Genomic DNA, 13225 nt, shown 5'->3' on the forward strand with positions numbered 1-13225 from the left:
CTCCGCGGGAGAGGTCGAAAAATGCGCAGCATTTTTCGGGTGAGGGCACGCTCGGTCTAAATTGGGGGGCAGCAATGCGCGACACCGAACGCACCTCCCGCCCCCGCGCCAAATCCCTCCGTCGCGACATGACGCGCGCCGAAACCCTCCTCTGGAACACGCTGCGCGAAGCCAACCTCCACGGCTTCAAATTCCGCCGCCAGCATCCGATCGGCAGCTACATCGCCGACTTCGCCCACATCCGCGGGCAATTGGTCATTGAGATCGACGGTGCAACACACGGCACGGACGACGAGATCGCATACGACCGCCGCCGCACGGCATTTCTGGAATCGCAAGGCTGGACGGTGCTGCGATTCTCCAACACCGACGTCTACGAGAACGTCTCGGGCATAGTCGAAGTCCTCACCGCGCGGCTTGGCCCTCACCCGAACGTCGCTCCGCGCCGTTCGACCTCTCCCGCAGGCGGGAGAGGTAACGGAGCGCAATGATCGCTCCCCGCCCGCGAAGGTCGGCATGAATACCTCTCCCGCGCAGCGGGAGAGGTCGAAATTTGCGCAGCAAATTTCGGGTGAGGGCGTGCGGATTGTTATAGTTTATTTCGGACACAGTAATGCGATCAGATTTGCACCATTGCCCTCCGGCGGAACATATTTCCAATTCAACGGCGTATCTCGTGATATTGAGCCAATGGCTGTACTCAGCTCACGCATCATTCGTTTCGAACAATCGATCTCGTAGAAGATTTGAGCATTGGGTGTGATATCGCCAACATCCGCAATCGATTCATACGTGATGGCGGTCATTAGCTGGTCACTATTCATCCGCTCAATTCTGGACATCGGTGGCATGTAGAAATGGGCAATCCGATTTGCCGACATATCTACGACGGATCGATAATAGCGTGCCGTTGGCCCAACGGAATCCAAGTCCGATTGCGCCAAACACTTTGTCCAGGCGCGCACTCCCTCGCTATTTTTAGCGATGCTTTTTTCGTCGTAAAAGCAGTAGCCGTTTCCGTTTGGCGTAAGCGAGACACCGCCATAAAGTTTCCAATCGACATTTGCGGCTCTTGCAGAAACGCAGCAGACGATTGCCAGCGCCGGCCCCACGAAGATTGCTGACTGACGCACTAGCTGCCTCGATACAAATTCACGCCGCATCCCTCAACCCAATCGTCAATTCCTTCCCCGGCACCGCCGCCGCCCGTCCCATCGTCTCTGCAGCGTCACAGACGTATTCTCGCATCGAGCAGCCGGTCCACCGCAGCGCGGCTCGTCTTCATCCGCTTCGCCATTTGCGCTTTCGTGATGCGCTGCGTCTTCATCATTTCGGAAATGCGCCACGCCAGCACGCTCTTGATCGCGCGCAGCGTCACCTCTTCCAGGATGCCTTCCTCCTCGAGAAAGGAATCTAGCGTCGAGCCACGATGAGGGTTTTTCTTCTCTTTGCTCACGTCACGTATGGCTTCAATCGTCTGCGCACCAATGCGAGTTCGGCGTCGAGTCCCTGTCCCAAAAAATATATTCTCCCCCGCCCCTTGAACTCAAGGTTGCATCACCCCACCTCAGATCCTCACCAACAAGGGAAGCCTCTCCATCCCGTCCCGCACATCGTGCCGGCCGGGCGCCGGGCCGGCGTGGGCCGACGGATCGCGCGAGACATACAGGGCAAGGCGGCGCGCTCGTGCGCCGCCGCGCGGGGGACGCGCCGGGCTCGCTTCGCGGGCGATGCCGGCAAGGCCGCCGCTCCAACCGAGGTGGTGACGCGAAGGTGCCGATTGTCGCCGCGAGAAGCGGTGCCGGCCGGCCCGCCTGTCGAGCGACGCACCAGGGCGGGCGCATCCGCGCCGTAGGGAACAACGTTCCGCCGGCGGCTGCGGCCCGCCTTTTTTGTTCGCCCTTGTTGTCGCTCCCGCGCAGGCGGAGGCCCAGGGAAACCAGCACTGTCCTCGCAACTCTGGATGCCCGCCTACGCGGGCATGACAGAAGCGGTTGGAAACAGCCGGAAAAGGCGGGCAGAACAACGGTGTTTGTAATCCGCCGCCCCAATCCCATATATCCCTTCCCATGCCCCCACAATCCTACACCCACGCGCCGCCCGCGGATTTCGTTCTGCCGTTCGACCTGCCGGCCGTCGGCCTTCGCGGCCGCGTCGTGCGCCTCGAATCCACCGCGACCCGCGCCCTCGAAGCGCACAAGCTGCCCGAAGCCGCCGCGCGCGCCGTCGGCGAAACGCTGGCGCTGGCCGCGATCCTCGGCACCTCGCTGAAGCTCGACGGCCGCCTCACGGTGCAGACCAAGTCCGACGGCGCGATGGATCTCGTCACCGCCGATTATTTCGGCGCGACGGTGGACCAGCCGATCGGCCTGCGCGGCTTCGGCCGCATCGATGCCGAGCGCTTCGCCGCGCTGGCCGAGCCCATCGCGTTCGAAGCGCTGGCCGGCGACGGCTCGATGGCGATCACCATCGAGCCGCGGCGCGGCGGCAAGACCTATCAGGGCATCGTCGAGCTCAACCCCGCCGGCATCGCCGCCTCGGCCGAAACCTATTTCGCGCAGTCCGAGCAATTGCCGACCGTGCTGCGCCTCGCCGCGGCGCCGCTCTATGTGCCGGGCGCGGCCACGCCCACCTGGCGCGCCGGCGGCATCATGCTGCAGGCGACGCCGGAGGGCCAAGGCGCCGACGACGATTGGGAGCGCCTCGCCGCCTTCCTCGCCACCGTCGAGGATATCGAACTGCTCGACACCGGCCTTGGCGCGGAGCAACTTCTGTGGCGCCTGTTCCACGAGGACGAGACGCGGGTGCAGCCGTTCCTGCCGACGGAATTCCGCTGCGGCTGCAAGCCGGACCGCATCGCCGCCGTGCTGAAGAGCTACGCGCCGAAGGAGCGCGCCGGCCTCGCCGATCCCGACGGCCTCATCCGCGCCCGCTGCGAGTTCTGCGGCGCGGTACACGCCATCGACCCGAAGGAATTGGCGGAATGACTTTCCTCCCCCGCAACGGCGGGGGAGGAACAGCTTTACTCAATTCGCATCCAGGAACATCGCCGCGATTTCGTTATAGGTGTCCGGCTTCTCCAGCGGCCCGAAATGGCTGGCGCCCATCACGATGGTTTCCTGGGCGCCGGGGATCGCGCGCGCCAGCGCATCGGTGTGCTTGCGCAGGATGATGTCGTGCTCGCCGGCGACGATCAGCACCCCGGCGCGGATGCGTCCGAGCTGCGCCACCGTGTAGTGCGGCTGCGTCGTGACCAGCGTCTCGATCTTCTTCGCCAGAACGGCAAAGTGCGACGGGTCGGGCGCGATCCGGTCGTAGAACGGCTTTATCTCCTGTGCCTGCCGTTCGAAGAACGCGGGGTCGAGTTCCTTGGGGTCGACGCCATCGACGTCGTAATTCGCGCCGATGGCAACCAGCCGGCGCACCCGCGCCGGATGCGTCATCGCCATGTCGAGGCCGATGATGCCGCCGTCGCTCCAGCCGACGACGTCGACCTGCTCGATGTGCAGCGCGTCCAGCAGCGCGATCATGTCCGCGCCCATCTGCGCATAGGTGATCGGCCCCGGCCCATCGGTGGAGCGGCCCTGGCCGCGGCTGTCCACCGCGATCACCGTATGCGCGCCGCTGAGGCCGGAGATGAAATAGTGCATCGTCTCGAGGAACCCGCCGGCGCCGTGCAGCACCAGCACGGGCGGCCCGCTGCCATAGGTCTCGGTGTAGAGGCTGATGCCGTTCACGGCCACGCGCCGGCTGCCGTGGAATTCGCCGCCCAGGCTGCGCCAGACGTAAAAGCGCGGCACGCCGAAATTCGACCGGTCGATCTGCACGAAGCCGAAGATCGCGCCGGCCAACGCGACGATCACGACGGACACGATCAGCAAGGCCCTGCGCGGCATGAGCGGACTCCCCCCGGCGCGATGCTATCAGGTCTTCAGCGTCGGATTGAGCCAGTCCGTCAATTCGTCCCACCGTTCGGCGGTCAGCTTGCGCCGCACCCGCCGCGCCACGATCTCGAAGCGCAGCCCGTCCGGATCGGTCAGGAAGGTCGCATAATAGTCGTCGGCATATTGCGGATACATCGCCGGCGCCGTGGCGGCGATGCCTTTCGCCGCCGCCAGCGCATGGAACCGGTCCACCGCCGTCTTGTCCGCGACCTGGAGGCAGACATGATGCAGCCCCGGCGCGTAGGAATCGTGCGGCGCCGCCGCCTTCGCCTGGCGGATGCTGATCTGCATGACGCGGTTGAAATAATGCCGGTGCGGATCGCCGCCGATCGCCGCGTCCATCTTGCGGAAATCGAGCAGCCCGAACACCGCATCGTAGAACGGCTCCGACGTCGCGACATCCGTAACCGTCAGATAAAGATGATCGAGGCCGACGACCTCGACGCGCTCGGGAAGCAGATCGCTCATGCCGCCGCCTTGGCGATCACCTTGCGCAGGAAGTCCTCGCACTTCGTCAGTTCGGACAGCGCCACGAATTCGTCGGCCTTGTGCGCCTGGTCGATGGAGCCGGGGCCGCAGATCACGGCGGGGATGCCGGCGCGCTGGAAATGCCCGGCCTCGGTGCCGTAGGCGACGGCGTCGACGCTGTTCGCGCCGGTCAGCTCGCGCGCCAGCGCGACGGCGGGCGACGCCTCGTCCATCACCAGCCCCGGATAGCTCGCATGCACCGCCGTCTCGATCTGCGCCTCCGCCGCCCGCGCCCGATATTTGGGAAGGATCGTTGCATCGGCCCGGGCGCGCACAGTGTCCACGACCTTGCCCGCGTCGCGGTCGGGCAGGGCGCGGTATTCCCAGGTCACCAGCGCGTCGCGCGCCAGGATGTTCACCGCCGATCCGCCCTGGATCATGTTCGCCTGCACCGTGGTGTGCGGCGGGTCAAAGCGCGGGTCCGTATCGGCGCGCAGCTCGTCCCAGACGTCGCCGAGCAGCTTGACGAATTCGCCCGCCATCATCACCGCATTGGCGCCTTTCTCCGGCGCGCTCGAATGGCCTTCGCGACCGCGGCAATGGGTGTGCAGCACCGCGCCGGACTTGTGCGCGCCCACCACGCGCATCAGCGTCGGCTCGCCGACGATCGCGAGCGCGGGGCGGATGCCGGCGGCCTTGAGGTCGTCCAGCAGTCCCGAAACGCCGGCGCAGCCGACTTCTTCGTCATAGGACAGCGCGAAATGGATCGGCCGCGACAGCCTGGCGCGCGCGATCTGCGGCAGGAGCGACAGCGCGACGGCGATGAAGCCCTTCATGTCGCAGGCGCCGCGTCCGTAGAGCCTGTCGTCGCGGATCTCGGCCTTGAAGGGATCGGATGCCCATTCCTGGCCGTCGACCGGCACGACGTCGGTATGGCCGGAAAGAACATAACCGCCCGGCGCCTCCGGCCCGAAGCTTGCGAACAGGTTCGCCTTTACGCCCGCCGCGTCGAAAGTGCGGCGGCAACGGGCGCCGGCCGCTTCCAGCAGTTCCTGCGCGAAATCGATCAGGGCGAGGTTCGAACCGCGGCTCGTGGTGTCGAAGCCGATGAGGTGCCGCGCCAGCGCGACGGAATCGAGCGATGTGGTCACGGGCATCAGCCCATATGCGATTGCGGATTGCCGATGACGGCCAGGAACTCCCGCCGCGTAATCTCGTTGGTGCGGAAATCGCCCAGCATGGTCGACGTCACCATGCTGACCCCGGTCTTGTGCACGCCGCGCGTTGTCATGCACTGATGGGTGGCCTCGATCACCACCGCGACGCCCTTCGGCTCAAGCACCTTCTGGATGGTGTTGGCGATCTGCGCGTTCATCTTCTCCTGCACCTGCAGGCGCCGCGCATAGGCTTCCACAACGCGCGCCAGCTTCGAGATGCCCACCACCTTGCTGTTGGGCAGATAGCCGACATGCGCCTTGCCGATGATCGGCGCCAGGTGATGCTCGCAATGCGACTCGAACCGGATGTCGCGCAGAACGATCATGTTGTCGTAGCCTTCGACTTCCTCGAAGGTGCGGCGCATATATTCTTCCGGATCTTCCTTGTAGCCGGAGAACCAGTCCTCGAAGGCGCGCGCGACGCGGGCCGGCGTATCCTTCAGGCCTTCGCGCGCGGGATCGTCGCCGGCCCAGCGCAGCAGCGTGGAAATGGCCTCTTCGGCCTCGGTGCGGCTGGGACGCTTGACGCCGCCGGCAACGGCGCGAAGAGAAGTCTTGGAAGAAGCGGGCATGACGGGTCTTTCTGGGGATGTGACGTAATTACGCCTGCCCGGCCCGTCCAGATCAACCCATGCTTTTGCAACGCTCGGATGCGGGCTAGTGAATCTGCCGCTGTTCGTGGGGGCTTTCGAGCAGAAAGGCCGGGATTTCGGCCTCGAACGCCTCGCCGCTGGAGGCGCGCATCTTGTATTTACCGCTCATATAGCCCGAAGCGGTGGGGAGCGGGCAACCGCTGGTGTACTGGAACTTCTGCCCCGGCGCGATCACGGGCTGGGCGCCGACCACGCCTTCGCCGGACACTTCCTTCACCTGGCCACGGCCGTCGGTGATGTGCCAATAGCGCGAGAGGAGCTGAACCGCCTCCGCGCCCTTGTTCTCGATCGTCACCGTATAGGACCACAGGAAGCGCTGCTCGTCCGGATCGGATTGATCGTCGAGGAAGGCCGGCTGGACGGCGACGCGGATGTTTCGAGTCGAGCTTTCGTACATGGTGAAATTATCGATAGCCATGGGCACGCGCGCAAGACCATGGCAGGGGCGTCGTTAACGAGCGCTCAGGACTGTGGCGCAACCGACACGTCGGTCTTTACCGAGTTGGCGATGAAGCATTCTTCGTGGCTTAGGTGGTGAATCTCCGCAAGTTGCGCGGCACTCACCGAAGTTCCCGAGGCGAAACCTATGCGCGGATGTAATGTGACGCGCGAAATCCACAGTTTTCCATTTGCGCCTTTCTCCATGAACCCCACGGCGTCGTCCACGTAGGAATCCACGCTCAGCCGCTTGCGCGCGCAGATCGCGAGGAAGCTGAGCATGTGGCAGGCGCTGAGCGCGGCGACAAACGCCTCCTCGGGATCGACGCGATCCGCATCGCCGCGAAAAGCCGGCGCGGCGGAGCCCGGCAGCACGACGGCGCCCGATTTGAAACGTATCTCATGCGCGCGATTGTAATGATCATAGGTGAAGTCTGCGCTCGTGCGCGTCCAACGGACGGATGCGTGATGTTCGGACATGGCGCGGCTTTCCGGGTTCGCTGGCACGGCGAGGATATATTCGCTTTGAACGACGGTCGACCGACCAGCTATGCTTTGCGCAACCAGCTCAGCATGTGCGGATAAGGCTTGACGTAGCGCTCGGCAGCCCATTTCGGCTCGCAGGTCATGTCGACGTAATCGAGCATCGGAACGGCGAAACCGCCCTTGGTCGCGAACGCAGCGAGGATTGCCTTGCTGCCGCCCCGATAACCGCTTTCGTGGAACACAACCGACGGATCGATCTGCAGATGCGCGGCCGCCGCATAGGACCAGGCGATCGCCATCATCTCCTCGGCCGCGTCGTCGCCGACATCGTGATGGAACGCGGCGCGGCGGTCGGGCGGGACGACGGCGAGATGGCCGGCCTCGTGCAGCAAATCGCCGGGCCAAGCCAGTTTTTCCTCGTCGACGACGAGGCCGCCTTGTTCGATGTCGATCCCCGGCAGCGCGGTTTCTGCCGCGATGGCACCGGCGCGGATCTTGAGACCGATCTCGTCCAGAAACACAGCGATTTTTGCAGTCAGCGGATTGCGGAACGCAGGCACGGCGCTCGGGCTCACGCCACCTTCAATGCCTGTTCGAGGTCTTCGCAAAGATCGGCGGGATCCTCGAGGCCGACGGAGAGCCGCAGCAATCCGGAGGTGACGCCCAATTCGGCGCGAGCGGCCGGCGTCAACTTCTGATGCGTCGTGGTCTCGGGATGGGTGATCAGACTCTTGGCATCGCCGAGATTGTTGGAGATGTCGATGATCTTGAGCGCGTTGCCGAGCTTGAAGGCCGCCTTCTTGCCGCCCTCGACCTCGAACGCCACCACGCCGCCGCCGCACTCCATCTGGGCGCGGGCGAGGTTGTGCTGCGGATGATCGGGCCGGAAGGGATAGAGCACGCGCGTCACGTTCTTCTGGACGCTGAGGAAATCCGCCACCGTCGCGGCGGCGTCGGAATGGGCCCGCATCCGAAGGTCGAGCGTCTCCAGGCTCTTCAGATGCACCCAGGCGTTGAACGGGCTGATCGACGGGCCGGTGTTGCGGATGAAGGTCTGGAGGTGGTCCTTGAGGAAATCCTCCTTGCACAGGATCACGCCGCCCAGGGCGCGGCCCTGGCCGTCGATATATTTGGTCGAGGAATGCACCACGATGTCGGCGCCGAACTCGAACGGCCGCTGCAAGCAGGGCGTCGCGAAGGCATTGTCGACCACAAGCCGCGCCCCGTTTCTGTGCGCGACAGCCGCCACGGCCTTCAGGTCCACGATGGAAAGCGTCGGATTCGACGGCGTCTCCAGGAACAGCATTTTCGTCTCGGGCCGCATCGCCTGCGCCCATTGATCGACGTCGCCGCCGTCCACCAGCGTGCTCGCGATGCCGAAGCGCGGCAGGATCTCTTCTATGACATGGCGGCAGGAGCCGAACATCGCCTTGGCGGCGACGACATGGTCGCCGACCCGCAGGGCGGAGAGGAATGTCGCGGTCACCGCCGCCATGCCGCTGGCGGTCGCGCGCGCCACCGGCGCGCCTTCAAGCGCCGCCATGCGCTGCTCGAACATGGTCACGGTGGGATTGCCGAAACGGCTGTATTGATAGCCGTCGATCTCGCCCTTGAAGCGGGCCTCGGCCTCTTCCGGCGCCTCATAGGCGAAGCCGGAGGTCAGGAACAGCGCCTCGGAGGTCTCCTGAAATTGGGTGCGCATGGTCCCGGCCCGCACGGCCAGCGTGCGCGCCCGCCACTTTCCGGGCTTTTTGTTCGTCGCCATCCTTCGGGGCTCGCTTCGCTCGCACCTCAGGATGACGACTACCGTCATGCCGAGGCGTGCGGCCCTTGGACCGCTCCCGGAGCATGCGCGCTTGGCATTGCGGGTCAAGTTTCTTATGGTCGCGCCGCTTCGAGGACAGCCATGAGCGATATGAAGGCCATCAGTCACCACACCGCACTCATCTATGTGATGGTGATCGTTTCCGCCGCCGACGGTTCCATGAGCGAGAAAGAGCTCAAGATCATCGGCGAGTTGACCAAGATTCTGCCCGCGTTCCAGGGCTTCGATCACGGCCGCCTGCTGGGCGTCTGCCAGGAATGCGCGCAGATCCTGCAGGAGCCGGACGGCGCCGACGCGATCATGGGCCTGATCGACGAAGGCCTGCCCGACGTGCTGCACGAGACCGCCTATTGGGTGGCGCTGGAAGTCGCGCTGGCCGACCGGCGCATCGCGCTGGAGGAAGTGCGCATCCTGGACGCCCTGCGCCGGCGCCTGGAGATCGACAAGCTGGTCGCGGCCGCCATCGAACGGGGCGCGCGCGCGAAGTATCAAGTCGCGTGAAGCGGCTTCTGCTGCTGCGCCACGCCAAGGCGGTTCCCGCGGAATCCGGAATCGAGGATCACGAGCGCGCGCTCTTGAAGCGCGGCCGGGAGGACGCGCCCCGGCTCGGGCGCTACATCGAAAAATGCGGCTACGCGCCGGACTTCATCGTGTCCTCGACGTCGAAGCGCACGGTCGAGACGGTGGAGCTGGTGACCGATGCGCTCGCCGGCACGCGCCGGATCGACTATCTCGAAGCGCTCTATCTCGCGGAGCCCGAACTGATCCTGTCCGTCGTGCGTCTGGCACCCGACACGATGAAAAGCCTGATGGTCGTCGGCCACAATCCCGGTTTGGAGCATCTGGCGACCCAGCTCGCGCGGGAGCCCGTCAAGCGCAAGGAGCGCGACCGCTTCGACCTGATCGAGGAGAAATTCCCGACCTGCGCGCTGGCGGTGCTGGATTTCGACGTAACGCGCTGGCGCGACGTCGCACCGGGCCAGGGCGCGCTCAAGGATTTCGTGCGGCCCCGTGACCTCTGACGAGACGACGCTGAAAGAACTCGAAAGTCGCGTCCGCGACGCGTTCCCGCGCCTCGCCTTCGCGAAGGCCGAGCTGAACGACTATGGCGAGGACAATGTCGTCCTTGTGCTCGACCGCGAATGGATCGTGCGGGCGCCGCGCACGCCCGAATATCTGTGGCGCTTCGCGGCCGAGCTGTCGCTCCTCGAGGCGCTGCGGCCGGTCTCGCCCGTTGCCGTCCCCCACTACGAATTCGTGGCGCCGGATCGCGGCATGGGCGCCTATCGCATGATCCCGGGCACCGAATTGACGCCGCCGGTCTTCGCGCTGCTGGAGCGGCAGGCACAGCGGTCGGCGCTGATCGCGCTCGGCGATTTCCTGAGCGTGCTGCACGGCCTTCCCGAGCAGACGATCCGCCAGCCGGACGGCATGATCCAGCGGTGCTGGAGCGGCGAGCAATATGCGGCGCGCTATCGCGGCATGCGGCGCGCGAAAATCGCCCGGGTGACGCCCGAAGCCATGTTGAAGCGTTTCGACGCCTTTCACGCCGCTTTGGAGACGCAGGAGCTCCCGGTGTCTCGCCTAGTGCATGACGATCTCACCGAGGATCACATCCTGGTCCGCCCGGACGGCGCCTTGGGCGGCGTCATCGACTTCAGCGACGCCGCGATCGGCGATCCCGCGGCCGACTTCGCCTGGTTCTGGCGCCTGGGCGAGGCGAATGTCGATCTGGTGCTCGCGCATTATCGCTGGGCCGACCCGGAACTGAAGATACGGGCGCGGTGGAATTATGTGCGGTTCCTGATCAACCAGATCGCCTATGGTGACAAGGCCAAGTGGAATCTGGCGCCGGACCAGGCGTTCGCAGAGCTGGACGGGCACCAGAAGCAGCTCGGATTTTGAGGCGTCAGCTTCTCGGTAGCGGAGAGATCAGGTCAGTCCCAGTCTCGCGAACTGCTCGTCCGGCGCGTCGACGCTTTTCAGCGCCTCGCGCAGCATCGCGGCCATATCCTTTTCCAGTCCGCTGCCGGCGAGATTGTTCTCCTCGCCGGGATCCTGCGTCAGATCGTAGAGGTGGTTGCCCGAGAACCGCGCCATGGCCCAGAACGGCACCGCGTCGCTCTCGTCCCAGGTCTGGCGGATCACCGGCACATTGGCGCCGGGCATGCGATCCAGCCGGGCGCGCGCGTCGGGCAGGGGCATCTCCTGCTCGCGATTGAGAAAATGCGTCGGCATGGTCGACCAGCGGTTCGACCAGGCGCCCAGCGGCCGGTTGGCCCCGGCCGGCGCGCGGGCATATTTCCGCTTGCCGTCGATCAGGTGCACTTCACGGCCCCACACACCGGCGAGCAGCCAATCGCGAATCGCCTTCGTCTCGCCGGACAGCAGCGGCAGCAGCGAGCGGCCATGCGTCCGCTGCCGCACCTGTTCGGTCACGCCGAACAGCTCCGCCAGCGTGGCGAAGATGTCCACGCTCGTCGTCAGCGCATCGCAGGTTCCCGTCGCGGCGCCCGGCGCCGCGACGAGGAAGGGGATGTGCCCCAGCGTCTCGTAGATCGGCACGCCCGGCTTGCCCCAGATGTCCTTCTCGCCGAGATAGTGGCCGTGATCGGTGCAGAGCACGACGAGGGTGTCGTCCCACAGGTTCTTCTCGTCGATCCGGTCGAGCACCTTGCCTAGCCAATGATCGATCATGGCCAGCTTGGCGCCGTAGCGGCTGCGGATCTGCGCGCCCTCGCGCGCGCTCATCACCCCGCGACCGACCAGGCCCACGCCATAGGGCGGCCAGATCAAGGGCGGGCCGTCCCAATCGGGATCGTAGCGCTTGATGTAGTCGTCCGGCGTGTCGAAGGGCTCGTGCGGATCGAACTCGTCGACGAACAGGAAGAAGCGGTCATGCGCGCCGGCATTGTCGCCGAGCCAGTCCGCCGCCGCCTGCATGGTGCGCGGCCCGGGAAAATCCGCCTCGCCGCGAAAATAGCCGCGCGACTTGTCGTAGGGCATGTGACGCTGGAAACCGATATGCGGCGATCCCGCCCAGCTTGGATCGGCCTTGGTCTTCCACGCGTCGCCCTCATGGCCGCGCTGGTAGCCCCAGGCAGTGAAATCGACGTGGTAGTTTTCCCCGCCCGTCTCGAACAGGTGCGGATGGTCGCTGATGAGCTGGGAGACGACACCCGCCTTCTTCAGCGGATAGGTGATCGCGTCCTCCCAGATCTCCACCGAACCCCAGGGCCGCCACAGAAAGTCCCAGGCGCCGCACAGGATATCGTGCCGCGCCGGCATGCAGGGCAGCGACGCCGCATGGTGATTGGTGAAGCGCACCGAACGCTTTGCCAGGCGGTCGATATTGGGTGTCGCGAATTCGCGGCCGCCATAGGCGCCGACCATGTGGCGATTGAGGCTGTCGAGGAGGAGGACGATCGCGTTCCGCGCGATCATCTGGCGTGGCTGCGCTCGGCGAGCGCCAGCGTGCGCCAGCCGAAGGCCGTTTCGGGCACCATGTCGCCCATCATGCGCGCTGTGCGCTCGGCAACCACGCGCCCGCCCATGCTCTCGTAGAAGAACCGCGCATTGTTCTTGGCGTGCGCCCAGATTTGGCAGGAGGTAAAGCCGCGCGCCCGCAGAATTGCGAAGGCGCCGTTCAAAAGCGTACGCCCGGCACCGCGGCCGAAATAATTCGGGTCCACATATAAAGTGTAGACCTCCCCGTCATAGCCGAGGGTCTTGTCCCGCGCCGCGCCGAGGCTCGCCATGGCGACGACACCGGCCTTCGCGTCTTCGGCAACGAGCACGGTTTCGCGCTTCTGCGAGCGGATCGCGGCCTGCCAGCGCGCGGTCTGGCCCGCCGGCGTCATTGCGCACAGCATGGCGCGCGACAGGACCGCGGGATAGGTGTCGTGCCAGGATTCAATATAAATACGCGCGACTTCCGCGGCATCTTTCGGCCGCGCCACTCTGATGGTCAGCGCGAGTTCGTCCATGGGCAAAGCTTCGCGCAACAGAAGAAGACCGGCAAGGGGATTCGTAGACGCCGGCGTCGTTCATGTAGATGAACGGGAAGACGAACGGCTGTGGCGGCTCAACAACTGCTCGCCAAGAAAACGCCGCAAATTCGTGGACGGTAAAATTGCCGCGTAGATCGCGTTTGCGAAAAGCGCGAACGGGCGTATGCTCGAATCAAATCAGCCA

The 13225-nt window shown here is 65.1% G+C and carries 17 protein-coding genes; 5 read left to right on the plus strand and 12 right to left on the minus strand.

Annotated features, from left to right (window positions below; all coding sequences use genetic code 11):
- The first annotated feature begins 74 nt into the window (after positions 1-74).
- On the plus strand, positions 75-491 hold the full coding sequence (locus WDN01_22035) for a DUF559 domain-containing protein (GenBank protein ID MEJ0028715.1): 417 nt from the start codon (positions 75-77) through the stop codon (positions 489-491).
- Between the two features lie 105 nt (positions 492-596).
- Here WDN01_22035 and WDN01_22040 read toward each other — a convergent pair whose 3' ends face one another.
- Both WDN01_22040 and WDN01_22045 read right to left on the minus strand, forming a co-directional pair.
- Positions 597-1163 carry a hypothetical protein gene (locus WDN01_22040; GenBank protein ID MEJ0028716.1) on the minus strand — a complete coding sequence of 189 codons (567 nt, stop codon included), beginning with the start codon at positions 1161-1163 and terminating at the stop codon, positions 597-599.
- Positions 1164-1228: 65 nt separating this feature from the next.
- Complete coding sequence (locus WDN01_22045) at positions 1229-1456, minus strand: hypothetical protein (protein ID MEJ0028717.1); 228 nt, start codon at positions 1454-1456, stop codon at positions 1229-1231.
- Between the two features lie 613 nt (positions 1457-2069).
- On the opposite strand from WDN01_22045, the gene WDN01_22050 reads away from it, so the two are divergent.
- On the plus strand, positions 2070-2987 hold the full coding sequence (locus WDN01_22050) for an Hsp33 family molecular chaperone HslO (protein MEJ0028718.1): 918 nt from the start codon (positions 2070-2072) through the stop codon (positions 2985-2987).
- Between the two features lie 39 nt (positions 2988-3026).
- On the opposite strand, the gene WDN01_22055 is transcribed toward WDN01_22050, so the two are convergent.
- From WDN01_22055 to metZ, 8 genes are all read right to left on the minus strand, one after another.
- Positions 3027-3896: an alpha/beta hydrolase gene (locus tag WDN01_22055; protein MEJ0028719.1), complete on the minus strand. Its 870-nt coding sequence runs from the start codon at positions 3894-3896 to the stop codon at positions 3027-3029.
- 27 nt (positions 3897-3923) lie between these two features.
- Positions 3924-4412 carry a VOC family protein gene (locus WDN01_22060; GenBank protein MEJ0028720.1) on the minus strand — a complete coding sequence of 163 codons (489 nt, stop codon included), beginning with the start codon at positions 4410-4412 and terminating at the stop codon, positions 3924-3926.
- Positions 4409-5569 carry an acetylornithine deacetylase gene (gene argE / locus WDN01_22065; protein MEJ0028721.1) on the minus strand — a complete coding sequence of 387 codons (1161 nt, stop codon included), beginning with the start codon at positions 5567-5569 and terminating at the stop codon, positions 4409-4411. Before argE ends, WDN01_22060 begins: the two co-directional genes overlap by 4 nt.
- Positions 5569-6201 carry a GTP cyclohydrolase I FolE gene (folE, locus tag WDN01_22070; GenBank protein ID MEJ0028722.1) on the minus strand — a complete coding sequence of 211 codons (633 nt, stop codon included), beginning with the start codon at positions 6199-6201 and terminating at the stop codon, positions 5569-5571. Before folE ends, argE begins: the two co-directional genes overlap by 1 nt.
- 85 nt (positions 6202-6286) lie before the next feature.
- A complete protein-coding gene (apaG, locus tag WDN01_22075; protein ID MEJ0028723.1) occupies positions 6287-6700 on the minus strand; it encodes a Co2+/Mg2+ efflux protein ApaG in 414 nt (137 codons plus the stop codon).
- A gap of 44 nt (positions 6701-6744) precedes the next feature.
- Positions 6745-7200: an OsmC family protein gene (locus WDN01_22080; GenBank protein MEJ0028724.1), complete on the minus strand. Its 456-nt coding sequence runs from the start codon at positions 7198-7200 to the stop codon at positions 6745-6747.
- A gap of 68 nt (positions 7201-7268) precedes the next feature.
- Complete coding sequence (locus WDN01_22085; protein ID MEJ0028725.1) at positions 7269-7781, minus strand: hypothetical protein; 513 nt, start codon at positions 7779-7781, stop codon at positions 7269-7271.
- Positions 7778-8971, minus strand: coding sequence for an O-succinylhomoserine sulfhydrylase (gene metZ, locus WDN01_22090; protein ID MEJ0028726.1), 1194 nt, complete (start codon positions 8969-8971; stop codon positions 7778-7780). The genes WDN01_22085 and metZ overlap by 4 nt, the downstream gene beginning before the upstream one ends.
- Positions 8972-9112: 141 nt before the next feature.
- On the opposite strand from metZ, the gene WDN01_22095 reads away from it, so the two are divergent.
- Genes WDN01_22095 through WDN01_22105 form a run of 3 tightly spaced genes read left to right on the plus strand, consistent with a single transcriptional unit; the run spans position 9113 to position 10936 of the window.
- Complete coding sequence (locus tag WDN01_22095; protein MEJ0028727.1) at positions 9113-9532, plus strand: tellurite resistance TerB family protein; 420 nt, start codon at positions 9113-9115, stop codon at positions 9530-9532.
- A complete protein-coding gene (locus WDN01_22100) occupies positions 9529-10053 on the plus strand; it encodes a histidine phosphatase family protein (GenBank protein MEJ0028728.1) in 525 nt (174 codons plus the stop codon). Before WDN01_22095 ends, WDN01_22100 begins: the two co-directional genes overlap by 4 nt.
- The gene (locus tag WDN01_22105) at positions 10043-10936 is read left to right on the plus strand and encodes a phosphotransferase (protein MEJ0028729.1); all 894 of its coding nucleotides are present in this window, start codon (positions 10043-10045) and stop codon (positions 10934-10936) included. The genes WDN01_22100 and WDN01_22105 overlap by 11 nt, the downstream gene beginning before the upstream one ends.
- A gap of 27 nt (positions 10937-10963) precedes the next feature.
- Here WDN01_22105 and WDN01_22110 read toward each other — a convergent pair whose 3' ends face one another.
- Positions 10964-12475 carry a sulfatase gene (locus WDN01_22110; protein MEJ0028730.1) on the minus strand — a complete coding sequence of 504 codons (1512 nt, stop codon included), beginning with the start codon at positions 12473-12475 and terminating at the stop codon, positions 10964-10966.
- Positions 12472-13017, minus strand: a complete 546-nt coding sequence (locus tag WDN01_22115) for a GNAT family N-acetyltransferase (GenBank protein MEJ0028731.1) — start codon at positions 13015-13017, stop codon at positions 12472-12474. The genes WDN01_22110 and WDN01_22115 overlap by 4 nt, the downstream gene beginning before the upstream one ends.
- Between the last annotated feature and the right edge of the window lie 208 nt (positions 13018-13225).

Origin of the sequence: Rhizomicrobium sp., assembly GCA_037200985.1 — a bacterium.
GTDB lineage: Bacteria > Pseudomonadota > Alphaproteobacteria > Micropepsales > Micropepsaceae > Rhizomicrobium.